This window comes from Aurantimonas aggregata, assembly GCF_010500835.1.
GTDB lineage: Bacteria > Pseudomonadota > Alphaproteobacteria > Rhizobiales > Rhizobiaceae > Aurantimonas > Aurantimonas aggregata.
This window is the reverse complement of sequence record NZ_JAAAMJ010000003.1, coordinates 168,738-193,255: the sequence shown is the minus strand read 5'-3', so window position 1 is coordinate 193,255 and position 24,518 is coordinate 168,738. Positions and strand designations below refer to the sequence as shown.

The window sequence follows — 24,518 nt, the reverse complement described above, 5'->3', positions numbered from 1 at the left end:
GGCCCTCGCCGAAGGGAAATCTGGCAATGACCGTCGACCCCGCATCCCGCCACCGCCCGAACTCTGGCCCCGCCGGTCTCGCGGAGCGCTATCTCCACGATCACTGGAAGTTCTATGCCTTCCAGGGCGCGCTGATGATCCTTGTGGGACTGCTGGCGCTCTTGGCGCCCTGGGCCGCGACCCTTGCATCTACGCTGTTTTTCGGCTGGCTGCTGGTCTTCGGCGGCATCCTCGGCACAGTCTCGGCCTTCCGCGCACGCGGGGCGCCCGGCTTCTGGTCGAACCTGGTCCTGGCCGTGCTCGCCGTCCTGCTCGGCCTCGTCATCATCTACGATCCCTTCGCCGGATCGGTGACCCTGACCTGGATGATGGCGCTGTATTTCCTCATGTCCGGCATCATCAACATCGTCATCGCCCAGGCGGTGCGCGCCTCGACCGGCCGCTTCTGGCTGCTGCTGGTTTCCGGCGTGATCAACATCGCGCTGGCGATCTTCCTCGTGATGGGTCTGCCGGGCACGGCGGTCTGGGCGATCGGCCTGTTCCTCGGCGTCTCCTTCATCAGCTCCGGCGCGGCATTGCTGTTCGCCGCCCTCGGGTCCCGCAACGGGCCGACAGGCCGGACCATCTGAACGGATGGCCGCTGCCTCGAAGGACGTGACCGGGCGCCTGATGGAGCGCTATGGGGCCGAGACCTATGCCGGTTCCCTGGGGCTCGACCTGTCGCAGAACACGCCGATGCCGCTCTTCCTCTGGCTGGTTGAAGCCAACCTGTTCTCCGCCCGCATCGGGGCGGAGCAGGCGCTGCAGGCGGCGAAGGCGCTGAAGGAGTCGGGCCTGACCACCGCCGAGCGCATGGCGGAGGCGACGTGGAAGGAGCGGGTGCTGATCCTCAACCGCAATGGCTACGCCCGCTTCGACGAAAAGACCTCGACTTTTCTGAAGGACATGGCCGACCATTGCCGCAAGGCCTATGGCGGCGAACTGCGCAAATTGCGTGAGGCGGCGGGCCGCGATCCGACCGCGGAGCGCCGGCTGCTGAAGGAGTTCAAGGGCATCGGCGACGTCGGTGCCGACATCTTCTTCCGCGAGGCGCAGCTGGCCTGGGACGAGCTCTACCCGTTCGCCGATGCCCGCGCGCTGGAAGCCGGCCGCAAGCTCGGCCTCGGCGACGATGCGCGGCAACTCGCCGCCCATGTCGATCGCGCGCAGTTCCCCGCTTTGCTGACGGCGCTGGTCAGGGCCGATCTCGACAAGGCGCTGGACGACATCGCCTCCGCCTGAAGCACCGGCTCAGACGTGCTGGCCGCCATTGATGTGCAGCTCGGCGCCGTTGACGTAGGACGACTGGTTCGAGCACAGGAAATAGATCACGTCGGCGACCTCTGCCGTCTGGCCGAGCCGGCGCAGCGGGATGTCGTCGATCATCTTCTCGGTGCCTGGCGACAGGATCGCCGTCTCGATCTCGCCGGGCGCGATGGCGTTGACCCTAATGCCCGCCGGTCCGAAATCCGCCGCCATCTCGCGGGTCAGCGAGTTGAGGGCCGCCTTCGACGTCGCATAGGCGGTGCCGGCGAAGGGATGCACCCGGCTGCCGACGATCGAGGTGACGTTGACGATCGAGCCGCGCGCCGCCGCAAGTTCCTTGAACAGGCCGCGCGCCAGCATGATCGGCGCGAAGAAATTCACCTGGAACACGTCGCGCCAGACATGCATCGGGGTCCGGATCGAGTCGAGCCGCGCGCCGGCCTCGGCCTTGGGCGAGATCGCGGCGTTGTTGACCAGCGCGTGCAGCTCCGAGCCGTTGGCCTCGAGCCGGCGGCGGATCTCCGAGATGGCGTAGCCGACGTCTTCCTGGTCCGACAGATCGACGCGGATATGGTCCTCCGGTCCCGCCGGCCACGGGCAGTTGTCGGCGAATTCCTGGCGCGAACAGGTGATCACGCGCCAGCCCTCGCGGGAGAAGCGCTTCACCGTCGCATGGCCGATGCCCCGCGAGGCACCCGTCAGGACCAGTGTCTTGCGGTCGTCGCCTGGTGTCTGCGACATCGGCGGATCTCTTTCCAGTTGGACGCGTGGTGGCGATTGCCATCACACGGCGATCAAGGCAATGCGAGCGGTCCGGGCACCGGTTGCTTTTAGCACGAGTGCCGGGCCATCTGGCACGATGTGAGGCCAAGCGGCGAAAATGTCGAGTGGCCATGCGGTGAACGGAGAGTGCGGGATGATCGTGAACTTGCTCAGGCTCGGTGCATTGCTCGGGCTTTTTGTCTCGCTCGCACAGCCCGCGGCTGCGGCGGACCCCGACCCCGCCGACTGGCCGGCGGTCATGGCCGAGGCCGAAGGCCAGACCGTCTACTTCAACGCCTGGGGCGGCTCGTCAGCGATCAACGACTACATAGTCTGGGCCGCGGGGGAGGTGAAGCGCCAGTTCGGCGTGACGCTCGAGCACGTCAAGCTCGAGGATACGGCGACCGCCGTCGCCAAGGTGGTCGCCGAAAAGGCCGCGGGCCGCGACGAGGGCGGCTCGGTCGACCTGATCTGGATCAACGGCGAGAACTTTGTCTCGATGCAGGAGCAGGGGCTGCTGGCCGAGGGCTTTGCCACCGACCTGCCGAACTGGCGCTATGTCGACACCGACAATCCGACCGTCACCACCGATTTCACCGTGCCGACGCTGGGCCAGGAATCGCCCTGGGGCGGCGCCAAGATGGTGTTCTTCACCGACACCGCCCGCTCCGGCCCGATCGCCGACATGCCGGCCGACACCGACGCGCTGCTCGCCTGGGCCGTCGAGCATCCGGGCCGCTTCTCCTATCCGGCACCGCCGGACTTCGTCGGGTCGAGCTTCCTCAAGCAGGTGCTGATCGAGCAGATCGAGGATGCCGCGCTGCTCGCCGAACCGGTCGACGAGGCCACCTTCGACATCGTCACCGCGCCGCTCTGGCAATGGCTGGACGAGATCCGCCCGGTGCTCTGGCGCGAGGGGCGCGACTATCCGCAGAACTATCCGGCGATGAAGCAGCTTCTGGCCGATTCCGAGCTCGACATCATCTTCGCCTTCAACCCGGCCGAAGCCTCGGCGGCGATCGCCGCCGGCGAGCTCCCGGACACCGTCCGCTCCTTCACCTTTCCGGGCGGGACGCTCGGCAACACGCATTTCGTCGCCATTCCGTACAATTCCAGCGCCAAGGCCGGGGCGATGGTGTTGGCGAACTTCCTGCTGTCGCCGGAAGCGCAGATCCGCAAGGAAGATCCCCAGTTCTGGGGCGACCCGACCGTGCTCAAGCTGGACAGCCTGCCGGCAGCCGACCGCGAGTCTTTCGCCGCCATCGACCGCGGCGTTGCAACGCTCTCGCCGGACGAACTCGGCCCGGTCCTGCCCGAACCGCATGCCTCCTGGATGACCCGCATCGAGGAAGAGTGGACGAAGCGCTACGGCAGTTGAGGCCGTCCGGGCAGGGCGCCATGCGCGGCCTGGCGCTGCCTTCGCTGATCGCGCTGCTGCTGGCGGCGCCCGTTGCCGTCGGGCTGGCGGGCGTTGCGCTGCCGGCCTTCGGCTATCTGCCCGCGCTGGGCGGCGACAGCCTGTCCCTCGACCCGTTCCGCCAGCTCGTCGCGGAGCCGGGCCTCGCCGCATCGGCGGGACTGAGCCTTGCCGCCGGTCTCCTGACGACCCTCGTCTCGGTCGCCGGCATCGCGATCTTCCTCGCCGCCTTCTTCGGCACGCCGGCCTTTCACGCCGCCCGCCAGGGTCTCGCGCCGCTGCTCGCGGTGCCGCACGCCGCCGCCGCCTTCGGCCTGCTCTTCCTCATCGCCCCGTCGGGCCTCGTCTTCCGGATGGCCGCGCCGTTACTGGGGCTCGACCGGCCGCCGGACCTGCTGATCGTCGGCGACCCGATGGGCCTGTCGATGATGGCGGCGCTGATCGCCAAGGAGATGCCGTTCCTGCTGCTCGTCGCCTTCGCCGCGCTGCCGCAGGCCGAGCCGGAGCGGCGCATGCAACTCGCCCGCTCGCTCGGCTACGGGCGGATGGCGGCGTTCCTGCTCACCATCTGGCCGACCGTCTACCGGCAGATCCGCCTGCCGATCGTCGCCGTCGCGGCCTTCGCCTCCTCGGTCGTCGACGTCGCGATGATCCTCGGTCCCTCGACGCCGGCGCCGCTGGCGGTGCGCCTGCTCTCCTGGATGAACGATCCGGATCTGGCGCAGCGCTTCGTCGCCTCGGCGGGGGCGCTGCTGCAACTTGCCGTGACGCTCGCGGTCATCCTCGCCTGGCTGGGGCTGGAACGGCTTGCCCTGGCGCTCCGGCGTCTGCTGTCGCGCTCGGGCCGGCGCTTCGCCACCGACGGTCCGGCCCGGACCCTCGCGGCGCTGCCGGTGGCGCTGTCGGGGCTGGCGGTGATCGTCGGTCTCCTGCTGCTGGTCCTCTGGTCGTTCGCCGGCTTCTGGGCATTTCCCGATCTTGCGCCGGTGGAACTCACCCTGCGCAACTGGCAGCGCGCCCTTGCCAGCGCATCCGGCCCGCTCTGGACGAGCTTCGTCGTCGCGCTGGCGGCTGCTCTGCTGGCACTGGTGCTGGTCGTACTGCTGCTCGAAGGCCGGCGGCGGCGGTTTCCCGCGGCGCGGTCTGGCGCCGTCCGGCTCACCCCGACGGTCGCCGGGCTGATCTATCTGCCGCTGATCGTGCCGCAGGTGGCCTTCGTATTCGGGCTGCAGGTGCTGATCATCGCCGCCGGGCTGACGCCCTCGCTGCCGCTGCTGGTCGCCGTGCACCTCGTCTTCGTCGCGCCCTATGCGGCGCTGGCACTGGCCGATCCCTGGTTCGCCCTCGACCCGCGCTACGAGCGCGTTGCCGCAAGCCTTGGCCGCGGGCGCCTGACGGCCTTCACGCGCGTCCGGCTGCCGCTGCTGGCAGCCCCCGTGATGACCGCGCTCGCCATCGGCTTTGCCGTCTCGATCGGCCAATACCTGCCGACCGTGCTGATCGGTGCCGGGCGGCTGCCGACCATCACCACCGAGGCAGTGGCGCTCGCCGCCGGCGGCGACCGGCGCGTCATCGGCGTCTATGCGCTGCTCCAGACGCTGCTGCCCTTCGCCCTGTTTGCGCTGGCCGCCCTCGTGCCGGCCTTGCTTGCCGGCCGCCGACGCGGCATGAGGGCCGCATGACCAACGAGGACGAGGGGCTGCGGCTCGACAGCCTGACCGTCCGGCTCGGGACGCGCCGCCTGTTCGCCATCGATCGCCATGTCGCGGGCGGCGAGACGCTGAGCGTCATGGGCCCGTCCGGTTCCGGCAAATCCACCCTGTTCGCGCTGATCGCCGGCTTCCTCGATCCCGCCTTCACGGCGGGCGGCAACGTCCGCCTCAACGGCCGCGACCTCACCGGCCTTCCGCCGGAGCGCCGGCGGGTCGGCCTGCTCTTCCAGGACGCGCTGCTCTATCCGCACATGTCGGTCGGCGGCAATCTGCTCTTCGCGCTGCCGCCGCGCCTGCGCGGCCGCCGCCAGCGGCTGGAGGCCGCCGAGGCGATGCTGGCGAAGGTCGGGCTCGCCGGCTATCTCGGCCGCGACCCGGCGACGCTCTCCGGCGGCCAGGCCGCGCGGGTGGCGCTCGCCCGGACGCTGCTCGCCGAGCCGGAGGCGCTGCTCCTCGACGAGCCGTTCTCGCGGCTCGACGCGGATCTGCGCTCGACCGTCCGCGACCTCGTCTTCGCCATGGTCGCCGATCGCGGCATTTCGGCCGTCCTCGTCACCCATGATCGCGACGACGCGGCGGCGGCCGGCGGGCCGGTGATCGATCTCGCGGAAAGTCCCGAATGACCCGGCCGCCGCTGCCCGACCTGCCGGTCTCCGCCGTCCTCGACGAACTGACCGAAGCGCTCGAAAGCCGTCGCCGCGCCGTCCTCGTCGCGCCGCCCGGCGCCGGCAAGACCACGCTCGTGCCGCTGCATCTCCTCGGCGCGGCGTTTCGCGGCGACGGCAAGATCCTGCTCGTCGAGCCGCGGCGCCTCGCGGCGCGGGCGGCGGCGCGGCGGATGGCGGATATTCTCGGCGAGGCGGTGGGCGAGACCGTCGGCTGGCGCATGCGGCTCGACACGAAAGTCTCGGCGCGGACGCGGATCGAGGTGATCACCGAGGGCGTGTTCACCCGGATGGTGCTGTCCGATCCCGAGCTCGCCGGCGTCGCCGCGGTGATCTTCGACGAGTTCCACGAGCGTTCGCTGGACGGCGATTTCGGACTCGCGCTGGCGCTCGACGTCGCCTCGGCGCTGCGGGAGGATCTGCGCCTCCTCGTCATGTCGGCGACGCTCGACGGCGCGCGCGTGGCGGCACTACTCGGCGACGCGCCGGTGGTCGAAAGCCAGGGCCGGGCCTTTCCGGTGACGATCAGCTACCGCGACCGGCCGGGCACCGAGCCAGTCGAGAACGCCGTCGCCGCCGCCGTCCGCGCGGCGCTGGCGGAGGAGACCGGCAGCCTGCTGGTGTTCCTGCCTGGCCAGCGCGAGATCGAGCGGGTCGCCGAGCGGCTGCGGGACGGGGTGCCGGCGGGCGTGATCGTCGCCCCGCTCTACGGCGCCATGGAAGGCGCGGCGCAGGATATCGCCGTGCGGCCGGCCCCCGTCGGCACGCGCAAGATCGTGCTGGCGACCTCGATCGCCGAGACCTCGCTGACCATCGACGGCGTCTCGGTGGTGATCGATTCCGGCCTCCGCCGTCGGCCGGTGTTCGAGCCGGCGACCGGCCTGTCACGGCTGGAAACGGTGCGCATCTCGAAAGCCGCCGCCGACCAGCGGGCAGGGCGTGCCGGCCGAACCGCGCCCGGAACCGCGATCCGGCTGTGGCGGGCCGAGCAGACGACGGCGCTCGAGCCCTTCGACCGCCCGGAGATCCTCGCCAGCGACCTGTCGGGCCTCGTGCTCGACTGCGCTGCCTGGGGTGTCGGCGAGCCGGCCGAGATGGCCTTCCTCGATACGCCGCCGCCCCCGGCCGTGGCGGAGGCGCGGGCCCTGCTGGTCGAACTCGGCGGTCTCGATGCCGACGGACGGCTGACCGAAGCCGGCGAGGCGATGCGTGCCCTGCCACTGCCGCCGCGTCTTGCCCGCATGGTGGTGGGTGCCGATCCGGCGGCGCGGCGCGATGCGGCGATGCTGGCGGTGCTGCTCACCGAGCGAGGCCTCGGCGGAACCGACATCGATCTCGGCGAGCGGCTGCGGCGCATGCGCAACGACGACGGGCCGCGGGCCCGCGGCGCCGCCAAGCTCGCCCGGCGCATCGCGGCGTCGCCCGGCGTTCCCGATTCGGCCTTCACCGATGCGGGCAGCGAGCCGGGCGATCTCCTGGCGCTGGCCTATCCCGACCGCGTCGCCATTGCCCGCGGCGCACGCGGCCATTTCGTCCTCGCCAATGGCCGCGGCGGCGTGCTCGACGCCGCGCAGGCTCTGGCGCGGGAGAAGTACATCGTCGTCGCCGAGCTGCAGGGCGCGGCGCGGGCCGGGCGGATTCTTGCCGCCGCGGCGTTGCCGACGGCCTCGATGGAGCGCCTTGTCGCCGAACGCGGCACGGTGGAGGATGTCGTGAGCTTCGACATGGCGGCACGGCAGGTGCGGGCCCGCCGCGTGCGCCGGCTGGGCCGCGCGACGCTGGAGGAAGCGCCGCAGCCGGTGCCGGCGGGCGAGGCCGCAGCTACTGCCCTCGCTGACGGCATCCGCCGACTCGGCTTCCAGGCTCTGCCCTTCGGCAAGGACGGCGAGCGGCTCCTGCGGCGCATGCGGTTTCTCGCCGCGGCCTATGGCCCGCCCTGGCCGGACCTGTCGGACGAGGCCTTGCTGACCGGGCTGGAGAGTTGGCTGATGCCCTATCTGCCGGGGGTGACCGGGCTGGCCCAGATCGCGTCGGGAGCACTCTCGGAAGCCTTGCGCGGCCTGCTGCCGGACGGCGTCGCCAGCCGGCTGGACGCGATGGCGCCGACGCATTTCGCGGCGCCCACCGGCTCGATGGTGCCGATCCGCTACGAGACCGACCAGCCGGTGTTGGCGATCCGCGTTCAGGAACTCTTCGGCCTGATCCGCCATCCGACGATCGCCGACGGTCGGCTGAAGTTGACGCTGGAACTGCTGTCGCCGGCGCACCGGCCGATCCAGATCACTCGCGACCTGCCGGGCTTCTGGGAAGGGTCGTGGGCCGACGTGCGGACCGAACTGCGTGGCCGATATCCGAAGCACGAATGGCCGGAGGATCCGGCACGGGCCCGCGCCACGGCACGAGCCAAGCCGCGCCGCTGAAGCCTCTCGCGGCGCGGCAGGTGATCGCAGGGCGGAAGAGGGGCGGGTTCGGCCGCCCCCATCCGATCAGCTCATGGCCGCTTCGTTGATGCCGCCGGTGGCGATGGCGGTCATCGTGTCGTCGCCGTCATAGGTGGCGTCGAGGCATTCCTGCAGCTTTTCGCGGTCCGACTCGAGACCGAGGCGCTTGGCGAAGGCGACGAGGCAGCCATAGCCGGCGATGCCATAATGCGTCATGCGCTGGTACTGGGTGATGATCATCGCGTCGCGCGCGTCCGGATCGGTGATCTCTTCCTCGATCGCGTGGGCGCGGGCTTCCTTCACCAGGCCTTCCATGCCGCGGCAGAACTCGCCCTTCGGATCGGCGCCATGCGAGGTGATCAGCTCCTTGAGCGTCGCCATGCCTTCCTCGATGCCTTCGACGCCGGCTTCCAGCGCTTCCTTCAGGCTGGCGTCGTTTGCCTTGCCGGCCAGCTCGCGGGTGACCTTGGCGGCCTGGCTGTCGGCGCTGTAGAGGTCCTGCAGCTGGTCGATATAGATGTCCTTGAGATTGTTCAGGGCCATGGGGCGTCCTTTCGTGATGGGGTTGATCAGGTAAGCCTTCGACGGGCTGCCGCGTTCCATCGTCTCCGCCCGTGATCGTTGCTGCGCCGCTTTGCCCACTGTCGCCGCACCGCGCCGGGCGCTAGGTGTGGCGGATGGATCAAGCCACCCGAGCCAGCTTCAACCTGCGCCTGCCCGCCTTTGTCACGATGATGCGGGAGAGCCAGCGGCTGCGCCTCGCCACGCTGGTGCGGCTGCGCTGGCTGTCGGTGGCCGGCCAGACTGCCGCCTGCGTCTTCGTCGCCTGGGGCTTGTGGTGGCCGTTCCCGATCGCCTCCTGCCTGCTGCTGATCGCCGTGTCGGTGGCGCTGAACATCTATTTGACACTGCGTTTCCCGGCGAGCCGGCGGATGTCGCCAACGGCCGCCGCGGCGGTCCTGACCTTCGACATCCTGCAGCCGACGGGCCTCCTGTTCCTCACCGGCGGCATCGAGAACCCTTTCACCGTCTTCCTCGTCGTGCCGGCGATCATCGCCGCGGCGACGCAGCCGCCGCTGACAACCGTCGCGCTCAGCGTCCTGGCCGTCGCCGCGACGACGTTCCTCGCCGCCTACCATCTGCCGGTGCCCTGGCCCGAGGGCCATTCGCTGATGCTGCCGGCAAGCTATGTCGGCGGTCTCTGGTTCGCCATCGTTACGACCCTCGTCTTCGCCTCTATCTACATCTACCGGGTGGCGGCGGAATCACGGGCTCTCGCCGACGCGCTGAGCGCCACGGAACTGGTGCTGCAGCGCGAGCAGCATCTCTCCGCCCTCGACGGCCTAGCCGCAGCCGCAGCGCACGAACTCGGCACGCCGCTGGCGACCATCGCCCTGGTCGCCAAGGAAATGGCCACGCAGGTGCCGCGCGACGATCCGCAGCGCGAGGATGTCGAGCTGCTGGTCGAACAGTCCGAGCGCTGCCGCACCATCCTGCGCCAGCTGAGCTCGCTGTCCTCGGCCAGCGAATCGCATCTTGCCAATCTCTCGCTGACGTCGCTGATCGACGAGGTCGCCGAACCGCATCGGCATTTCGGCGTCGCGGTGCGGGTGGTGGTGCGCGAGCGCGTCGGGCCCGAACCCGTCGCGCGGCGCAATGCCGGCATCGTCTACGGGCTCGGCAACATCGTCGAGAACGCCGTCGACTTCGCCGCCGCCGACGTCACCATCGCCCTCGGCTGGACAGAGCGCGAGATCCGCATCGTGGTGGAGGACGACGGGCCGGGCTTCGCCCCGGAGATCCTCGGCCGCATCGGCGACCCGTATATGTCCGACCGCGAGCCGGCCGAGCGCAAGGGCGGCGGCGGTCTGGGCCTCGGCCTGTTCATCGCCAAGACGCTGCTGGAGCGCTCGGGCGCCACCGTCAGGACCGTGAACTACGCCGATGGTCTGCGCAGCGGCGCCCGCGTCGAGATCGTCTGGCCGCTCGACGTGTTCCTCGCCAGCCGGTCGGCCAGCCACGACTGAACGCCGCGCGAAGTCAGGCTGTCGAACACGTTGCTGACGCTCGGGCAGATCACGCGGCGGTCACGTTTGACGTGAGGGCAGGATGCAGCCGTTGAACCCCGCAAAACCGGCGCCATGTCCGGTTTCGGCTCGCTCGAGCCGCCTCATGGGAGTGCATGACATGCTGATGGAAGAAACCCTCGCCACCCCTGCCAGGTTGCCGGAAGGCAGCCGCTCGCTTCTCCTCGTCGATGACGACCGTCCGTTCCTGCAGCGCATGAGCCGCGCGCTCGAGCAGCGCGGCTTTGCCGTCACCACCGCCGAAAGCGTCGCCGACGGCATCGCGGCGCTGCGCAACGCCGCGCCGGCCTATGCGGTCGTCGACATGCGGCTCGCCGACGGCAACGGCCTCGACGTCATCGAGGCGCTGCAGCGGGCCCGCGAGGATGCCCGCGTCGTCGTGCTGACCGGCTACGGTAATATCGCGACGGCGGTGACGGCGGTGAAGCTCGGCGCCATCGACTATCTCGCCAAGCCGGCCGATGCCGACGAAGTGATCGGCGCCCTGACCCGTGAGCCCGGCGATCGCGCCGCGCCGCCGGAAAACCCGATGTCGGCCGACCGGGTCCGCTGGGAACACATCCAGCGCATCTACGAGCTCTGCGACCGCAACGTCTCGGAGACGGCGCGTCGCCTGTCGATGCACCGCCGGACGCTCCAGCGCATCCTCGCCAAGCGCGCGCCGCGCTGAGGCTGTTGAAACCGGCTCGGGCAATGTCCGCGGCAGCGTGCCGCGGACGGATCAGTTATCGTCTTCCCAGCCCAACGGCCCGGTCATGAAGGGGTTGGCGATCCATTCCGCCCGCAGCAGCCGGTCCGCCGACAGTCGCGCGAAGCGCAGCGTCAGCGCCTTCCGCGTGGCGGGTGCCAGCTTGACCGGTTCGGCCTCGCGCAGGATCTCGGCGCTGTAGCCGTCCGACAGGATCAGGCCGCAACTCTCGGGGAAGATGTCGATCGGCACGCCCGGATGCGTGGCGAAATACAGCCGGTCGCAATGCAGCTGGTAGACCGGCCATTTGCGGTCGGTGCGAAAATCCTCGATCGAGGTCTTGATCTCGATGATCGAGAACTCGCCCTTCTCCGACAGACACAACAAATCTGCCCGGCGCCCCGATACCAGCGGAACCTCCGGCAGCACCGCGACGCGGCTCGCCATCATCAGCCGCTGCACGCCGCGCCGGACCATCAGCGCGCGTTCGGACTGGCGACCGTCGATCAGCGGATCGGCGCGGAAGGGAGCGACCAGGGGCATGGCGAAGAGATAACCGTCATGGCCGGTTCCCGGCAAGCGGAAAACGAACAAACCGGAAACAGTCGCTGTTGGATCAGGCGTCCGTCCGTCCGGCGATCTCCTCGAGGATCGGGCAGTCCGGCCCGCCGCCGCCGTGGCATTGTTCGGTGAGGTCGACCAGCACGCGCTTCAGCGACATCAGCTCGGCGATCTTGCGGTCGATTTCGGCCATGCGGCGGCTCGCGAGGCGCTTGACGTCCTCGCTCTTGCGATTCTCGTCGCCATAGAGCGCGAGCAGGCGCCGTGCCTCGTCGATGGAGAAGCCCAGCGAGCGAGAGCGCTGCAGGAAGCGCAGCATATGGACGTCCCGGTCGCGGTAGTTGCGATAGCCGTTGGTGGAGCGCGCCGGAGTCACCAGCCCGACTTCCTCATAGTAGCGCAACGTCTTCGGCGGCAGACCCGATAGTCTGGATGCCTCTCCGATGTTCATGAGAAGCCCTCGCCTGTCGCTTCGATGTCCACTGGCGGTGAGATGTTGCGGCAGCTTTCGCCGTCAACTGTCACCCGCTCGCAACAAAGCCTTTCTTAACCATCGCAGTGCCTAATGCTGCCATTGCTTCGCCAGATTGCGCAGCCTATCGAGGGACTGGCTCAAGATGGCCGGACCCGCGAAGGCAGCGCAGCCTGGTAAGGGCCCCACCCATCGCACCGAAATTGGCATCGTGATGAAGATCAAGTCGTTCCTTCTCGTCGGCGTCGCTGTCGTGTCCATCGCCGCCATGTCGGGCTGCGCGAGTTCCCAGCGGGCGTCCCTGCAACCGTCGAACATTTCGGCCGCCTATACGGGGCCGGACGGTCTGCAGAACGGCGGCACCATGGCCGCGGCTTCCGCGCTCGGCTACGCCGGCACCGTCGATGACGGCTATACGCTGCCGCCGATCCCGACCCAGAAGATCGATCCGCAGTATCTGCGTCAGCGCGTCTCCTTCGAGGAAGGCCGCGAGCATGCGCCCGGCACCGTCGTCGTCGACACGCCCAACCGCTTCCTCTACGTCGTCGAGGCCGACGGCATGGCGATGCGCTACGGCATCGGCGTCGGCAAGAGCGGCTTCTCCTGGGCAGGCGAGGCCAATATCCGCAACAAGCAGCATTGGCCGAAGTGGTTTCCGCCGGCCGAGATGATCGATCGCAAGCCCGAGCTCGAGCCGTATCGCCAGGGCATGGACCCCGGCCTGCAGAACCCGCTCGGCGCCCGCGCCCTCTATCTTCACCAGGGTGGCAAGGACACGCTGTTCCGCCTGCACGGCACGCCGGAATGGTGGACGATCGGCACCGCGGCCTCGTCGGGCTGCATCCGCCTGATGAACCAGGACATCATCGATCTCTACGAGCGCGTTCCGATGGATGCCAAGGTCGTGGTTCGCCAGGGTTCCGAGCGGCTCGCCGCTCGCTGACGCAAGGATCGGGCGCCGCGCTGCGACGCCCCGACAAAGCTACCAAGGCGGGGGACCGCCAGGGCCGGATGCTTCGGGGGAGGCATCCGGCCTTTTTTTATCCCGCGCCCGGGTCGGACCGTTCCGGACTCTGGGGCGCGCCCCGGATCGCCGCGACCAGCAGCAGGCCGAGGGTCGTGGCGTTGAGGATGTGCCAGGCGAAATGCGTGCCGAGTGGCCAGTCCGCGCAAAGCGGTTGATCGCCGATCCGGAACGCCAGCGATAGCGCGAAGACGCCGCCGGCCATCAGCACCAGCCTGCCCTGCGCCTGTCCGGCGACAGTGAGCCCTCCGCCGATGCCGACCAGTGCCAGCAGCGCCGGGACATAGCCGGACGAGGAGCCGGCGAGCGGGGCGAGCAGCGGTGTGGCGATGAACGAGGCGCCGAGGAAGGCCAGCGTCGCCAGCCCGGCGACCAGCGGCAGCAAGCCGACGAACCGCACCAGCGCCATACCGAAATAGGCATAGATGAACACCGCGATCGGCACGACGTCGGCAAGGCTCGACCAGCGATTGGCGAAGGTGTGGAAGAGGAACGACCCCACCCCGATCACGGCGACGAGGACGACCAGGAAAAGGCTCGCAGCATCGCGCCGGCCGGCGCGCCGCCAGAGGCTGAAGCCGATCAGCGCGGCGAGGAGAAAGGCGAGATTGGTGATCGCATTGATGGGCTCGGCCCAGAACGCGTCGCTCGTGCGCTCGCAGTAGCCGTCGATCGCCTCTGTCCAGCCCATCGCTCCGGCGTCTCCGCGTCGCGTGGCCTAGCCCGTCACTCGCCGGTCTTCCACGGATTGTAGGTCCCGAAATTCCACAACTGGCCTTCCGGATCCTGGCAGGAGAACTCGCGGGAGCCATAGCTCTGGTCGCGCAGGTCCATCACGATGGTGGCACCGGCCGCCTGGGCAGCCTCGTAGAGGTGCTCGATGTCCTCGACCACCAGATAGGGGCTCTGGCTCACCGGCCCCTTGCCGGTCGGTGGAGCCTGCAGGGCGCCAAAGGCATCGTCACGCGCATCGCCCAGCATGATCATGCCGTGGCCGCGGACGAGTTCGGCATGGACGATCGTGCCATCGTCGCCTTCGTGGACGGCATGGCGTTCGAAGCCGAACGTGTCGCAGAGCCAGGCGATCATCGCCCTTGCGTTCCGGTATCGTAGCGTCGGGATGATCGTCGAAGCCATGCTGAACCTCCCAGTAAGCCTTGGGCCGGTCGGCGCGACAGCATCTCCGCCCATCTTCTTGCCAGCATCATCATCGCAGCCTTCTCCGAGCGTCAAGGCGAATCCTGGGGGCGTCCATGAGGGGCAGGTCGGACGGCAAGACGGGACGGATCGGACAAACAGGCATCGGGCGAGCAGACCATCTTCGGGACCAGGGAAAGCCGACATCGATAAAGCGGCGATGCGTCAGGGCAATGACAGGGCGACGACAAACCGCAGCCAAGCCGTTGGCGGCGCCCGGCATTTCGCCTATCACCCTCCCGCAACGCATGGAGAGGGCACCCAATGGCGACAGCGAGCAAGCGGAACAAGGGCCGGACGCCCGGCCGCAGCAACAACACCAGGACACCGCCGCCGGAGGCCGAGGACGCCGGCTCGCTGCGCCTCCTGCCGGCTCTCGTCGGGATCGCGGTCTTCGTCCTGCTGCTGCTTCTGCCGGCGCCCGAGGGGCTGACCCCGGAGGCCTGGGCCGTCGTCGCCGTCGCCGCCCTGATGATCGTCTGGTGGATCACCGAAGCGGTCCCGGTCCCGGTGACCGCTCTTCTGCCGCTGGCGCTGTTCCCGTTTCTCGGCGCGCGCTCGATGGGCGAGGCCGCCTCGCCCTATGCCGACCCGGTGATCTTCCTGTTCATGGGCGGGTTCATCCTGGCCAAGGCGATGGAGCGCTGGGGGCTGCACCGGCGGGTGGCGCTCAACATCGTCTCCCGCACGGGCTCGCGCCAGCACAACGTCGTCGGCGGCTTCATGATCGCCACGGCGTTCTGCTCGATGTGGGTGTCGAACACGGCGACGACGGTGATGATGTTGCCGATCGCCCTGTCGGTGGCCGAGCTGCTCGATCCCGACGGCCGCACCGACAGCAAGTTCTCGATCGCGCTGCTGCTCGGCGTCGCCTATGCCGCCTCGATCGGCGGCGTCGCCACGCTGATCGGCACGCCGCCCAACGCGCTGCTCGCCGGCAGTCTCAACCAGGCCTATGGCTACGATCTCGGCTTCGGCCGCTGGATGCTGATCGGCCTGCCGGTGGCCATCGTGATGCTGCTGATCTCCTGGCTGCTCCTGACGCGCTTCGTGGTGCGCCTGTCGACCGGCGAGATCGAAGGCGCGACGGCTCTCATCGGCTCGGAGCTCGCCGGCCTCGGCAAATGGTCGCGCCCCGAAGTGCTGGTCGGCATCGTCTTCGTCGTGACCGCCTTCCTCTGGGTGTTCCGCACCTCGCTCCAGTCGATCCTGCCGAACCTCAACGACAGCGGCATCGCCATCGCCGCCGCCGTCATCCTGTTTTTGCTGCCCTCGGGCAGGAAACCCGGCGAGGCGGTGCTCGACTGGCGGACGGCCTCGACGCTGCCCTGGGGCATCCTGCTGCTCTTCGGCGGTGGGCTCAGCCTTGCCAGCGCCGTGGCCGGCACCGGCCTCGACCAGTGGATCGGCGAGGCGCTGGGGTCTACGGCCAGCTATCTGCCGCTGATCGGCCTCGTGGCGCTGGTCACGCTGGTCATTCTGCTCTTGACCGAGTTCACCTCGAACACGGCGACGGCGGCGACCTTCCTGCCGCTGGTCGCGGCCCTGTCGCTGACATTGGGCGAGAACCCGCTGATGCTGGCGGTGCCGGCGGCGCTGGCGGCGTCGATGGCCTTCATGCTGCCGGTCGCGACACCGCCCAACGCGATCGTCTTCGGCTCGGGCAAGATGTCGATCCCGACCATGGCGAAGATCGGCGTGTGGCATAATCTCGCCGCGCTCATCGTCATCTCCAGCCTCGGCTACCTGCTGCTGACGACCTTGTTCGGCGTGACCATGGGCGAGGTGCCGGACTGGGCGGCTGGTGCGACCCCGACACCTGCCGCCGGCGGCTGACCGCGAAAACCTGGCCCCCCGTTCCGGATTTGTCGATTTTTTCCGGCAGGTGATTGAACGGGGGTTCGCCACTCACCATTTCGAAACTGTGTAGAGGAGTACTAACTCCCGCGGTGCTCGCGCATCGCGGCCATTTTCGAAAGGAACGTGACTGCGATGACTTCGCAAGCTTTGATTCGTCCCGCGTGGACACCCGCAACCATCGCCCTGATGATCGGTGGTTTCATGATATTCTGGCCGCTTGGTCTTGCCATGCTAGCTTATATTCTTTGGGGCGACCGCCTCGAAGGGTTCCGGCGTGATGTCGGCCGCTCGACGGACCGCTTCATGGGCTCGATGCGCCGCACCGGCATGGGCCAGCCCTTCGCTACCCAGACCGGCAACGTCGCCTTCGACGATTGGCGCGAGAAGGAACTCGCCCGTCTCGATGCGGAGCGCCGCCGTCTGCATGACGCCGAGGCCGAGTTCGCTTCCTATGCCCGCGAACTGCGCCGGGCGAAGGACCAGGAGGAGTTCGACCGGTTCATGGCCGATCGCCGCAACCGTCGCGACGACGGTCCGATCGTCGACGGCCAGCCGGCCTGATACGGCCGTCGGTCTCATCTATGAAACAGTGAATGGCGGCGTCCTTCCGGGGCGCCGCCATTTTCGTCTCGGCCGGTGTAGAATGCGATTCGCTCGTCGGTGCATCGGCCCGACCTTCAACTGATGTCGTTTGATTCCCTTCATGAAGTTTCTTCTGCGCCGGACCGCTCCCGACCTGCCCGTTCCGGATCGCCTGGAACTCTCCGGCGGCCCGCTGCCGGTGACCGTGCGCCGCAACCCGCGCGCCAAGCGGATGATCCTGCGCCTGGCGCCCGGCGGCGCTGGCGTCGTGGTCACCGCGCCGCGCTCGACGTCCGCTCGCACCATCAACGAATTCCTCGAGCGGCACCGCGGCTGGGTGGAGGGGCGCCTGGCGCGTATCCCGGCGTCCATCACCGTCGCCGACGGGGCGACGCTGCAGCTGCGCGGCAAGGAGGTCTTGCTGATCCACCGGCCGGAGCAGCGGACGAGCCGGTTCGAATCCGACGAGGCAGGCGAACGCCTCCTGATCGGCGGCGACGCGCGACATTTCGCCCGGCGGGTAGCCGACGTGCTGAAACGCGAGGCGCGGCGCGATCTCGAAGTGTCCGTCGAGCGTCATGCGGCGTCTGTCGGTCTTGCGCCCCGCGCCATCACGCTGAAGGACACGCGCAGCCGCTGGGGTTCCTGCACCGCCGATCGCCGGCTCGCCTTCTCCTGGCGGATCGTCATGGCGCCGCCCGCCGTGCTCGACTATCTCGCCGCCCACGAGGTGGCGCATTTCCGCGAGATGAATCACGGGCCGGGCTTCTGGGCGCTCTGCCGCGATCTCTGCCCCGAAATGGATTTCGGCCGCGACTGGCTGAAGCGGCACGGCGCCCAGCTTCACGCGATCGATTTTTCGCCGCGCTGAATGCCCGCCCCGCATGTCGCTGCGCCGTGTCGCGCATCGACAAACGCCGCGCCAAACACTAATTCGAATGGATGGACATCAAGATCTGCGGTCTTTCCACGCCCGAGACGGTGAACGCGGCGCTCTCGCGCGGCGCGAGCCATGTCGGCTTCGTCTCGTTCGAGAAAAGCCCGCGGCATCTCCACCTCGCGGCGATGGCCGACCTCGTGCGGCTGGTCGACGGTCGCGCCGGGACGGTGATCGTCACGGTCGATCCCGACGATGCGCTGGTCGACCGCTTTGCCGAAGAGGTCCGGCCGGACTGGCTGCAGCTGCATGGCGCGGAGACCCCCGATCGGGTGCGCGACATCAAGGCGCGCACCGGGCTCAAGGTGATGAAGGCGCTGCCGGTCGCGACCGCCGAGGATCTCGGCGCGATCGCCGCGTTCGACGGGATTGCCGACCGCATGCTGCTCGATTCCCGCCGCCCGAAGGGCTCGGTCCTGCCCGGCGGCAACGGCGTCGCCTTCGACTGGACGCTGCTCGCCGCGCTTGACCCTTCCTTGCGCTATATGCTTTCCGGTGGGATCGACGCGGGCAACGTCGCCGATGCCGTGCGGATTGCCCGGCCGGCGGGCATCGACGTGTCGTCCGGCGTCGAAAGCGCACCGGGCGTCAAGGATCCCGCCCGCATCCATTCCTTCTTCGACGCATTGGATCGTCTGGCACAGGACGTCCCACCCAGAAAGGCCCGAGCCTCGTGAACCAGCAGCTGCAGCCTAATTCCTTCCGCGCCGGTCCCGACGAAGAGGGCCGTTTCGGCATCTTCGGCGGCCGTTTCGTCGCCGAGACGCTGATGCCGCTGATCCTCGACCTGGAACGGGCGTGGAACGAGGCGCGCGTCGATCCGGCATTCAAGGCCGAGCTCGACCACCTCAACACCCATTACACCGGCCGGCCCTCGCCGCTCTATTTCGCCGAGCGGCTGACCGAGAAGCTCGGCGGCGCCAAGATCTACTTCAAGCGCGACGAGCTGAACCACACCGGTTCGCACAAGATCAACAACTGCCTCGGCCAGATCCTGCTCGCCAAGAAGATGGGCAAGACCCGGATCATCGCCGAGACCGGCGCCGGCCAGCACGGTGTCGCCTCCGCGACGGTCGCGGCGCGCTTCGGCTTTCCCTGCGTCGTCTACATGGGCGCGACGGATGTCGAGCGGCAGGCGCCGAACGTCTTCCGCATGAAGCTGCTGGGTGCCGAAGTGGTGCCCGTCACCTCCGGCCACGGCACGCTGAAGGACGCTATGAACGAGGCGCTGCGCGACTGGGTGACTAACGTCGATTCGACCTACTATTTGATCGGCACCGCCGCCGGCCCGCACCCCTATCCGGAACTGGTGCGCGAGTTTCAGTCGGTGATCGGCAAGGAGACCCGCGAGCAGATGATGGCGGCCGAAGGCCGCCTGCCGGACATGCTAGTCGCCGCCGTCGGCGGCGGCTCCAACGCCATCGGCCTGTTCCACCCGTTCCTCGACGACAAGGAGGTCGAGATGGTCGGCGTCGAAGCCGGCGGCCGGGGCCTCGACGGGGAGGAGCACTGCGCCTCGCTGACCGCCGGCTCGCCCGGCGTGCTCCACGGCAACCGCACCTATCTGCTGCAGAACGAGGACGGCCAGATCAAGGAAGGCCACTCGATCTCGGCCGGGCTCGACTATCCCGGCATCGGTCCCGAGCACTCCTGGCTGAAGGACACCGGCCGCGTCGAATACGTGCCGATCCTCGATACCGAGGCCCTGGAGGCCTTCCAGATGCTCACCCGCGTCGAGGGCATCATCCCGGCGCTGGAGCCGGCGCATGCGCTGGCCGAGGTGATCAAGCGGGCGCCGACCATGGGCCGCGACAAGATCATCGTGATGAATCTCTGCGGCCGCGGCGACAAGGACGTGTTCACGGCGGCGAAACATTTGGGTGTCGACCTCACCTGAGGTCGCCCTTAGCCTCACGAAGGCAATATCTTCCAGCATGGCCCGATCCAAGCTAGGGTCGGGCCATGAACATGATGATCTCCGAGCTCTACGATGCGCTGATGAGCGCCGGCGCCGACGAGGCCAAGGCCCGTCGTGCGGCCGAGGGCATGGCGACGTCGGACCAGGATTTCCGCAAGCAGTTCGGCGAACTGCGCGAGGACAATCAGAAGATGCGCACGGAGGTGGCCGACCTTCGCGGCGAGTTGAAGAGCGAGATGCAGGCGCTGCGCGGCGAGCTGAAAGGCGAAATGGGCGGCCTCCGGGTCGAAATGCAGGCGCTGCGCGGCGAGTTGTCCACCATCAAGTGGATGGGCGGCGTGATGATCGCCCTTGCCGCCGCCATTCTGGCAAGGGCGCTGTTCGTCTGACCGCCGTGCTTTGACCCATCGGCCATCGGCCTGTATTGCCAGATCGGACGTCGGCGCTGCGGGAGGGCCACAGCGACGCGTCCGGACCGCGAGCATCACGGAACCATGACCGCCATCGTCGAGATCCATGTCACCTGCCCGACGCTCGAGGACGCGCGCCGGCTGTCGCATGTCCTGCTCGATGCGCGGCTGGCGGCCTGCGTCAATATCGGCAAGGAAGTCGACAGCCGCTATCTCTGGCAGGACGAGAAGCAGCGCCATGACGAATGGCCGCTGACGATCAAGACACTTGTGTCTCGCTTCGACGATTGCTGCGAAGCGATCCGCCAGAACCATCCCTACGACACGCCCGCGATCCTCGGCTTTGCCGTCGACCATGTCGACGCCGCCACCGCCGACTGGATCGCCGAAACCGTCCGGCCGACCAAGGACTGACATGACCACACGCATCGAAGACCGTTTCCGCGCTCTGGCCGAGGAAGGCCGCCCCGCCCTCGTCACCTTCGTCATGGCCGGCGACCCCGACCACGAGACGGCGCTCGCCATCGTCAGGGCGCTGCCGGCGGCCGGCGCCGACATCATCGAGCTCGGCATGCCGTTCTCCGACCCGATGGCCGACGGCAAGGCGATCCAGAAGGCGGGCCTGCGCGCGCTCCAGGCCGGCGAGAGCCTCAGGAAGACGCTGGCATTGGTGCGGGCCTTCCGCGAGAGTGACACGACGACGCCGATCATCCTGATGGGCTATTTCAACCCGATCTACATCTACGGCGTCGAGCCCTTCGTCGCGGCGGCGCTGGAAGCGGGCGTCGACGGGCTGATCGTCGTCGACCTGCCGCCCGAGATGGACGACGAGCTCTGCCTGCCGGCGCTTTCCAAGGGGCTCAACTTCATCCGCCTGGCGACGCCGACCACCGACGACAAGCGCCTGCCGGCCGTCCTGAAGAACACCTCCGGCTTCGTCTACTACGTCTCGATCACCGGCATCACCGGTGCGGCGGCGCCGGATGCCGGCAAGGTCTCGGCTGCCGTCGAGCGGATCAAGCGGCACACCGAGCTGCCGGTCTGCGTCGGCTTCGGCGTGCGCAGCGCCGACCAGGCCCGTGAGATCGGCCGGGCAGCGGACGGCGTCGTCGTGGGCTCGGCGATCGTCGACGTCATCGAGGCTTCGCTCGTCGATGGCCGCGCCGGTCCCGGAACCGTCGAGGCGGTTGCCGCGATCGTCCGCGACCTCGCCGCCGGTGTTCGCAGCGCCCGCCTTGCCGACGCCTGAAACACGCGCCATCTGCGCCTGACGACAAAGACCGGAGCCCTGCGCCGTGAACTGGATCACCAACTACGTCCGCCCGAAGATTTCGAGCCTCCTTGCTCCGCGCGAGGTGCCGGAGAATCTCTGGATCAAGTGTCCGGAGACCGGGGAGATGGTCTTCCACAAGGATCTCGAGGCCAACCAGTGGGTCATTCCCTCGTCCGGCTTCCACATGCGCATCCGCGCCAAGGACCGGCTGGCGAGCTTCTTCGACGACGGCGCCTACGAGCTGATCGACCTGCCGAAGGCCCCTGTCGACCCGCTGAAGTTCCGTGACTCCAAGCGCTATGTCGACCGGCTGAAGGAATATCGCGCCAAGGCCGAGATGGACGACGCGGTGATGGCGGCGAAGGGCTCGATCGCCGGGCTGCCGATCGTCGCGACCGTGCAGGATTTCGCCTTCATGGGCGGCTCGCTCGGCATGGCCGCGGGTGAGGCGATCGTCCGCAGCTTCGAGGTGGCGATCGCCGAGAAGCGGCCGATGGTGCTGTTCGCTGCCTCCGGCGGCGCACGCATGCAGGAGGGCATCCTGTCGCTGATGCAGCTGCCGCGGACCACCGTGGCGGTGGAAATGCTGAAGGAAGCCGGGCTTCCCTACATCGTCGTCCTCACCAACCCGACGGCCGGTGGCGTCTCTGCGTCCTATGCGATGCTGGGCGACGTCCACATCGCCGAGCCCGGCGCGGTGATCGGCTTTGCCGGTGCGCGGGTCATCGAGCAGACGATCCGCGAGAAGCTGCCAGAGGGCTTCCAGCGCGCCGAATATCTGATGGCCCACGGCATGGTCGACATGGTCGTGCACCGCCACGAGCTGAAGGCGAAGATCGCGACGCTGCTCAGCCTCTTGACCCAGACGCCGCTCGCCAACGATGCCGCCCGCCTACGCGAAGCGGCAGCCGGCGCCGATGCCGCGACCCAGCCCGAGCCCGTCGCCTGAGGCCGCTTTTGCATCTGCCCGGACGCTGGCGTAACTGTCCGCGATGACCACGACCTCTCTCGCCACCGCGGAGATCGAGGCCCTGATGCACAAGCATCCGAAGGGGTTCGATCTGTCGCTGGAGCGCATCCGCCGGCTGCTCACCGCGCTCGGGGAGCCGCAGCATGCGTTGCCGCCGGTGATCCATGTCGCCGGCACCAACGGCAAGGGATCCGTGACCGCCTTCTCCCAGGCGATCCTGGAGGCCGACGGCCGCGCCGCCCACGTCCACACCTCGCCGCATCTCGTCAACTGGCATGAGCGCTACCGGCTGGGCCGTCCGGGCCAACGGGGCGCGCTCGTCGATGACGCGATGCTGGCCGATGCCGTGCGGCGGGCAGCGGCGGCGAACGCCGGCCAGCCGATCACCGTCTTCGAGATCCTGACGGCGGTGACGTTCCTCCTGTTCTCCGAACAGCCCGCGGACGTCGCGATCGTCGAGGTCGGGCTCGGCGGCCGGTTCGACGCCACCAACGTCATCGATCGGCCGGCGGCCAGCGTCATCACCTCGATCTCGCTCGACCACCAGTCCTATCTCGGCGACCGCGTCGAGCTGATCGCGGCGGAGAAGGGTGGGATCATCAAGCGGGGCGTCCCGGTGATCGTCGGCCAGCAGGGCGAGGAAGTGGCGTTGGAGGTGCTGACCTCGATGGCCGACCGCGTCGGCGCACCGCTGATCACCTATGGCCAGGATTTCTTCGCCTTCGCCGAGCATGGACGCCTCGTCTACCAGGACGACACCGGCCTTCTCGACCTGCCGATGCCGCGGCTTTCCGGCCGGCACCAGCTGACCAACGCCGCGACGGCGATCGCGGCGCTGCGCCATGCCGGGTTTTCGCCGAGCGATGCGGCGATCGAGGCGGGCATGGCCAGCGTCGAGTGGCCGGGACGCATGCAGCAGATCGCCACCGGTCCGCTCTGGCGCGCCGCCGTGCCGGGCGCCGAGATCTGGCTCGACGGCGGCCACAATCCCGGCGCCGGCGCCGCCATCGCCGAGACCCTGGCGGACATGGAAGACCGGGTGCAGCGGCCGCTGTTCCTGATCGTCGGGATGATCAACACCAAGGATCCGGTCGGCTTCTTCGCGTCCTTCGCCGGCATGGCCCGGCATGTCTTCACCGTGCCGGTGAATTCATCGGATGCCGGCATCGACCCGGACGATCTGGCCGACGCGGCGATCGAGGCGGGCCTCGACGCCGAGCCCTGCGACAGCGTCGAGGAAGCGATCCAGCTCGTCTCGACCAACTGGCAAAGCGAGCCGACGCCCCGCTTCCTGATCTGCGGATCGCTCTATCTGGTCGGCGAGGTGCTGGCGCAGAGTGGTCTCGCACCGGCCTGAGGGCGCCGCCCCGGCCGATCTTGAACGATCAACCGGAAGAGGGAAGCCAAAGATGCAGATCATCCGTCGCGGATCGGTGCCGACGAAGCGAGCGCCAGCGAGCTATTTCACCGGCACCGTCTGGCAGGACCCGATCGTCGAGGCGCCCGAGCCGGCGCGGCTGCGCGCGACCCTGGTGACCTTCGAGCCGGGTGCGCGCACCGTTTGGCACACCCACCCGCTCGGCCAGACGCTGTACGTCACTTCCGGGACCGGGCGCTTCCAGACCTTCGGCGAGCCGATCCAGACGATCGGTGCCGGCGACGTCGTGTGGATCCCGCCGGGCGAGAAGCACTGGCATGGCGCAGGCCCCGACACGCTGATGAGCCACCTCGCCATGCAGGAAGCGCAGGACGGGGCCGCCGTCGAATGGCTCGAGCCGGTCGGCGACGCGGACTATCTCGGCGCCTGAAACGGGAAGTCTAACCTTTCACGAGCCCTGACGCAGAAAGCCCGGAGCGCTGGCCCCGGGCTTTCTGATTCATGTGAAACGGTCTCGGTGGTCGAAGGCGCTCAGGCGGCGCCCTTGATCCAGTCGACCAGCTTCGACTTCGACTGCGCGCCGACCTGCACCGCGGCCGGCTTGCCGTCCTTGAACAGCATCAGCGTCGGAATCGAGCGCACGCCGAACGTCGCGGCGATGTCCGGGTTCTCGTCGATATTGACCTTCACGACGTCGATATTCGTCATCTCGTTGGAGATTTCCTCCAGCGCCGGCGCGATCATCTTGCAGGGGCCGCACCACTCCGCCCAGAAATCCACGACGACCGGCTTGGCGTTCTCGAGAACGTCGGTCTTGAAATTGTTGGTGTCGATCTTCTTCGTGGCCATCGGGCGGCTC

General features: G+C 68.6%; 27 protein-coding genes. 20 read left to right on the top strand and 7 right to left on the bottom strand.

Going from position 1 to position 24,518, the window contains the following annotated elements; genetic code table 11:
• Nucleotides 1-26: 26 nt before the first annotated feature.
• Both GTW51_RS07110 and GTW51_RS07105 read left to right on the top strand, forming a co-directional pair.
• Nucleotides 27-629: an HdeD family acid-resistance protein gene (locus GTW51_RS07110; protein WP_163043202.1), complete on the top strand. Its 603-nt coding sequence runs from the start codon at nt 27-29 to the stop codon at nt 627-629.
• A 4-nt stretch (nt 630-633) separates the two neighbouring features.
• Complete coding sequence (locus tag GTW51_RS07105) at nt 634-1,281, top strand: hypothetical protein (protein ID WP_163043201.1); 648 nt, start codon at nt 634-636, stop codon at nt 1,279-1,281.
• Between the two features lie 9 nt (nt 1,282-1,290).
• On the opposite strand, the gene GTW51_RS07100 is transcribed toward GTW51_RS07105, so the two are convergent.
• The gene (locus tag GTW51_RS07100) at nt 1,291-2,046 is read right to left on the bottom strand and encodes an SDR family NAD(P)-dependent oxidoreductase (RefSeq protein WP_163043200.1); all 756 of its coding nucleotides are present in this window, start codon (nt 2,044-2,046) and stop codon (nt 1,291-1,293) included.
• Between the two features lie 175 nt (nt 2,047-2,221).
• Here GTW51_RS07100 and GTW51_RS07095 point away from each other — a divergent pair, with 175 nt between their 5' ends.
• Genes GTW51_RS07095 through hrpB form a run of 4 tightly spaced genes read left to right on the top strand, consistent with a single transcriptional unit; the run spans nt 2,222 to nt 8,281 of the window.
• A complete protein-coding gene (locus GTW51_RS07095; RefSeq protein ID WP_163043199.1) occupies nt 2,222-3,445 on the top strand; it encodes an ABC transporter substrate-binding protein in 1,224 nt (407 codons plus the stop codon).
• A complete protein-coding gene (locus GTW51_RS07090) occupies nt 3,421-5,166 on the top strand; it encodes an ABC transporter permease (RefSeq protein ID WP_343033939.1) in 1,746 nt (581 codons plus the stop codon). The genes GTW51_RS07095 and GTW51_RS07090 overlap by 25 nt, the downstream gene beginning before the upstream one ends.
• Nucleotides 5,163-5,819, top strand: coding sequence for an ATP-binding cassette domain-containing protein (locus GTW51_RS07085; RefSeq protein WP_163043198.1), 657 nt, complete (start codon nt 5,163-5,165; stop codon nt 5,817-5,819). Before GTW51_RS07090 ends, GTW51_RS07085 begins: the two co-directional genes overlap by 4 nt.
• Nucleotides 5,816-8,281 (top strand): ATP-dependent helicase HrpB, encoded by a 2,466-nt coding sequence (gene hrpB, locus GTW51_RS07080; protein WP_163043197.1) that lies wholly within the window; start codon nt 5,816-5,818, stop codon nt 8,279-8,281. The genes GTW51_RS07085 and hrpB overlap by 4 nt, the downstream gene beginning before the upstream one ends.
• A gap of 66 nt (nt 8,282-8,347) precedes the next feature.
• Here the strand turns inward: hrpB and GTW51_RS07075 are convergent, their stop codons facing one another.
• The gene (locus GTW51_RS07075; protein ID WP_163043196.1) at nt 8,348-8,845 is read right to left on the bottom strand and encodes a ferritin-like domain-containing protein; all 498 of its coding nucleotides are present in this window, start codon (nt 8,843-8,845) and stop codon (nt 8,348-8,350) included.
• Nucleotides 8,846-8,979: 134 nt separating this feature from the next.
• Between GTW51_RS07075 and GTW51_RS07070 the strand changes: the two genes are divergently transcribed.
• Together GTW51_RS07070 and GTW51_RS07065 are read left to right on the top strand one after the other, a co-directional pair.
• Nucleotides 8,980-10,329 (top strand): ActS/PrrB/RegB family redox-sensitive histidine kinase, encoded by a 1,350-nt coding sequence (locus tag GTW51_RS07070; protein WP_163043195.1) that lies wholly within the window; start codon nt 8,980-8,982, stop codon nt 10,327-10,329.
• 166 nt (nt 10,330-10,495) lie between these two features.
• Nucleotides 10,496-11,059, top strand: a complete 564-nt coding sequence (locus GTW51_RS07065; protein ID WP_163043348.1) for an ActR/PrrA/RegA family redox response regulator transcription factor — start codon at nt 10,496-10,498, stop codon at nt 11,057-11,059.
• Nucleotides 11,060-11,110: 51 nt separating this feature from the next.
• Here GTW51_RS07065 and GTW51_RS07060 read toward each other — a convergent pair whose 3' ends face one another.
• Together GTW51_RS07060 and cueR are read right to left on the bottom strand one after the other, a co-directional pair.
• Nucleotides 11,111-11,620, bottom strand: a complete 510-nt coding sequence (locus GTW51_RS07060) for an MmcB family DNA repair protein (protein WP_163043194.1) — start codon at nt 11,618-11,620, stop codon at nt 11,111-11,113.
• A 73-nt stretch (nt 11,621-11,693) separates the two neighbouring features.
• Nucleotides 11,694-12,089, bottom strand: coding sequence for a Cu(I)-responsive transcriptional regulator (cueR, locus tag GTW51_RS07055; RefSeq protein ID WP_163043193.1), 396 nt, complete (start codon nt 12,087-12,089; stop codon nt 11,694-11,696).
• 235 nt (nt 12,090-12,324) lie between these two features.
• On the opposite strand from cueR, the gene GTW51_RS07050 reads away from it, so the two are divergent.
• The gene (locus GTW51_RS07050; protein ID WP_203565957.1) at nt 12,325-13,053 is read left to right on the top strand and encodes a L,D-transpeptidase; all 729 of its coding nucleotides are present in this window, start codon (nt 12,325-12,327) and stop codon (nt 13,051-13,053) included.
• Nucleotides 13,054-13,150: 97 nt separating this feature from the next.
• Here the strand turns inward: GTW51_RS07050 and GTW51_RS07045 are convergent, their stop codons facing one another.
• Together GTW51_RS07045 and GTW51_RS07040 are read right to left on the bottom strand one after the other, a co-directional pair.
• Nucleotides 13,151-13,825, bottom strand: a complete 675-nt coding sequence (locus GTW51_RS07045; protein ID WP_163043192.1) for a ceramidase domain-containing protein — start codon at nt 13,823-13,825, stop codon at nt 13,151-13,153.
• Nucleotides 13,826-13,860: 35 nt separating this feature from the next.
• The gene (locus GTW51_RS07040; RefSeq protein WP_163043191.1) at nt 13,861-14,271 is read right to left on the bottom strand and encodes a VOC family protein; all 411 of its coding nucleotides are present in this window, start codon (nt 14,269-14,271) and stop codon (nt 13,861-13,863) included.
• Between the two features lie 324 nt (nt 14,272-14,595).
• Between GTW51_RS07040 and GTW51_RS07035 the strand changes: the two genes are divergently transcribed.
• The 11 genes from GTW51_RS07035 to GTW51_RS06985 all read left to right on the top strand — a co-directional run bounded on the left by GTW51_RS07035 (nt 14,596) and on the right by GTW51_RS06985 (nt 24,089).
• Complete coding sequence (locus GTW51_RS07035) at nt 14,596-16,167, top strand: SLC13 family permease (RefSeq protein WP_163043190.1); 1,572 nt, start codon at nt 14,596-14,598, stop codon at nt 16,165-16,167.
• A gap of 156 nt (nt 16,168-16,323) precedes the next feature.
• Nucleotides 16,324-16,752: a DUF2852 domain-containing protein gene (locus GTW51_RS07030; RefSeq protein WP_163043189.1), complete on the top strand. Its 429-nt coding sequence runs from the start codon at nt 16,324-16,326 to the stop codon at nt 16,750-16,752.
• Nucleotides 16,753-16,894: 142 nt separating this feature from the next.
• Nucleotides 16,895-17,644 carry a M48 family metallopeptidase gene (locus GTW51_RS07025; RefSeq protein ID WP_163043188.1) on the top strand — a complete coding sequence of 250 codons (750 nt, stop codon included), beginning with the start codon at nt 16,895-16,897 and terminating at the stop codon, nt 17,642-17,644.
• A 71-nt stretch (nt 17,645-17,715) separates the two neighbouring features.
• A complete protein-coding gene (locus GTW51_RS07020; RefSeq protein ID WP_163043187.1) occupies nt 17,716-18,387 on the top strand; it encodes a phosphoribosylanthranilate isomerase in 672 nt (223 codons plus the stop codon).
• Entirely contained in the window at nt 18,384-19,607 is a 1,224-nt protein-coding gene (gene trpB / locus GTW51_RS07015) for a tryptophan synthase subunit beta (protein ID WP_163043186.1), read from the top strand. Before GTW51_RS07020 ends, trpB begins: the two co-directional genes overlap by 4 nt.
• Before the next feature lie 65 nt (nt 19,608-19,672).
• Complete coding sequence (locus GTW51_RS07010; protein WP_163043185.1) at nt 19,673-20,017, top strand: hypothetical protein; 345 nt, start codon at nt 19,673-19,675, stop codon at nt 20,015-20,017.
• Between the two features lie 105 nt (nt 20,018-20,122).
• A complete protein-coding gene (cutA, locus tag GTW51_RS07005) occupies nt 20,123-20,452 on the top strand; it encodes a divalent-cation tolerance protein CutA (protein ID WP_163043184.1) in 330 nt (109 codons plus the stop codon).
• Between the two features lies 1 nt (nt 20,453).
• Complete coding sequence (gene trpA / locus GTW51_RS07000; protein WP_163043183.1) at nt 20,454-21,287, top strand: tryptophan synthase subunit alpha; 834 nt, start codon at nt 20,454-20,456, stop codon at nt 21,285-21,287.
• A gap of 46 nt (nt 21,288-21,333) precedes the next feature.
• The gene (gene accD / locus GTW51_RS06995) at nt 21,334-22,260 is read left to right on the top strand and encodes an acetyl-CoA carboxylase, carboxyltransferase subunit beta (protein WP_163043182.1); all 927 of its coding nucleotides are present in this window, start codon (nt 21,334-21,336) and stop codon (nt 22,258-22,260) included.
• Nucleotides 22,261-22,303: 43 nt separating this feature from the next.
• Nucleotides 22,304-23,638, top strand: a complete 1,335-nt coding sequence (locus GTW51_RS06990) for a bifunctional folylpolyglutamate synthase/dihydrofolate synthase (protein WP_163043181.1) — start codon at nt 22,304-22,306, stop codon at nt 23,636-23,638.
• A 52-nt stretch (nt 23,639-23,690) separates the two neighbouring features.
• Entirely contained in the window at nt 23,691-24,089 is a 399-nt protein-coding gene (locus GTW51_RS06985) for a (R)-mandelonitrile lyase (protein WP_163043180.1), read from the top strand.
• 101 nt (nt 24,090-24,190) lie between these two features.
• Here GTW51_RS06985 and trxA read toward each other — a convergent pair whose 3' ends face one another.
• Entirely contained in the window at nt 24,191-24,508 is a 318-nt protein-coding gene (trxA, locus tag GTW51_RS06980; RefSeq protein ID WP_163043179.1) for a thioredoxin, read from the bottom strand.
• Nucleotides 24,509-24,518 lie beyond the last annotated feature (10 nt).

Coding starts and splice junctions, on each gene's coding strand:
- GTW51_RS07110 (WP_163043202.1), top strand. CDS start 27: ATGACCGTCGACCCCGCATCCCGCCACCGCCCGAACTCTGGCCCCGCC.
- GTW51_RS07105 (WP_163043201.1), top strand. CDS start 634: ATGGCCGCTGCCTCGAAGGACGTGACCGGGCGCCTGATGGAGCGCTAT.
- GTW51_RS07100 (WP_163043200.1), bottom strand. CDS start 2,046: ATGTCGCAGACACCAGGCGACGACCGCAAGACACTGGTCCTGACGGGT.
- GTW51_RS07095 (WP_163043199.1), top strand. CDS start 2,222: ATGATCGTGAACTTGCTCAGGCTCGGTGCATTGCTCGGGCTTTTTGTC.
- GTW51_RS07085 (WP_163043198.1), top strand. CDS start 5,163: ATGACCAACGAGGACGAGGGGCTGCGGCTCGACAGCCTGACCGTCCGG.
- hrpB (WP_163043197.1), top strand. CDS start 5,816: ATGACCCGGCCGCCGCTGCCCGACCTGCCGGTCTCCGCCGTCCTCGAC.
- GTW51_RS07075 (WP_163043196.1), bottom strand. CDS start 8,845: ATGGCCCTGAACAATCTCAAGGACATCTATATCGACCAGCTGCAGGAC.
- GTW51_RS07070 (WP_163043195.1), top strand. CDS start 8,980: ATGGATCAAGCCACCCGAGCCAGCTTCAACCTGCGCCTGCCCGCCTTT.
- GTW51_RS07065 (WP_163043348.1), top strand. CDS start 10,496: ATGGAAGAAACCCTCGCCACCCCTGCCAGGTTGCCGGAAGGCAGCCGC.
- GTW51_RS07060 (WP_163043194.1), bottom strand. CDS start 11,620: ATGCCCCTGGTCGCTCCCTTCCGCGCCGATCCGCTGATCGACGGTCGC.
- cueR (WP_163043193.1), bottom strand. CDS start 12,089: ATGAACATCGGAGAGGCATCCAGACTATCGGGTCTGCCGCCGAAGACG.
- GTW51_RS07050 (WP_203565957.1), top strand. CDS start 12,325: ATGAAGATCAAGTCGTTCCTTCTCGTCGGCGTCGCTGTCGTGTCCATC.
- GTW51_RS07045 (WP_163043192.1), bottom strand. CDS start 13,825: ATGGGCTGGACAGAGGCGATCGACGGCTACTGCGAGCGCACGAGCGAC.
- GTW51_RS07040 (WP_163043191.1), bottom strand. CDS start 14,271: ATGGCTTCGACGATCATCCCGACGCTACGATACCGGAACGCAAGGGCG.
- GTW51_RS07035 (WP_163043190.1), top strand. CDS start 14,596: ATGGCGACAGCGAGCAAGCGGAACAAGGGCCGGACGCCCGGCCGCAGC.
- GTW51_RS07030 (WP_163043189.1), top strand. CDS start 16,324: ATGACTTCGCAAGCTTTGATTCGTCCCGCGTGGACACCCGCAACCATC.
- GTW51_RS07025 (WP_163043188.1), top strand. CDS start 16,895: ATGAAGTTTCTTCTGCGCCGGACCGCTCCCGACCTGCCCGTTCCGGAT.
- GTW51_RS07020 (WP_163043187.1), top strand. CDS start 17,716: ATGGACATCAAGATCTGCGGTCTTTCCACGCCCGAGACGGTGAACGCG.
- GTW51_RS07010 (WP_163043185.1), top strand. CDS start 19,673: ATGAACATGATGATCTCCGAGCTCTACGATGCGCTGATGAGCGCCGGC.
- cutA (WP_163043184.1), top strand. CDS start 20,123: ATGACCGCCATCGTCGAGATCCATGTCACCTGCCCGACGCTCGAGGAC.
- trpA (WP_163043183.1), top strand. CDS start 20,454: ATGACCACACGCATCGAAGACCGTTTCCGCGCTCTGGCCGAGGAAGGC.
- GTW51_RS06990 (WP_163043181.1), top strand. CDS start 22,304: ATGACCACGACCTCTCTCGCCACCGCGGAGATCGAGGCCCTGATGCAC.
- GTW51_RS06985 (WP_163043180.1), top strand. CDS start 23,691: ATGCAGATCATCCGTCGCGGATCGGTGCCGACGAAGCGAGCGCCAGCG.
- trxA (WP_163043179.1), bottom strand. CDS start 24,508: ATGGCCACGAAGAAGATCGACACCAACAATTTCAAGACCGACGTTCTC.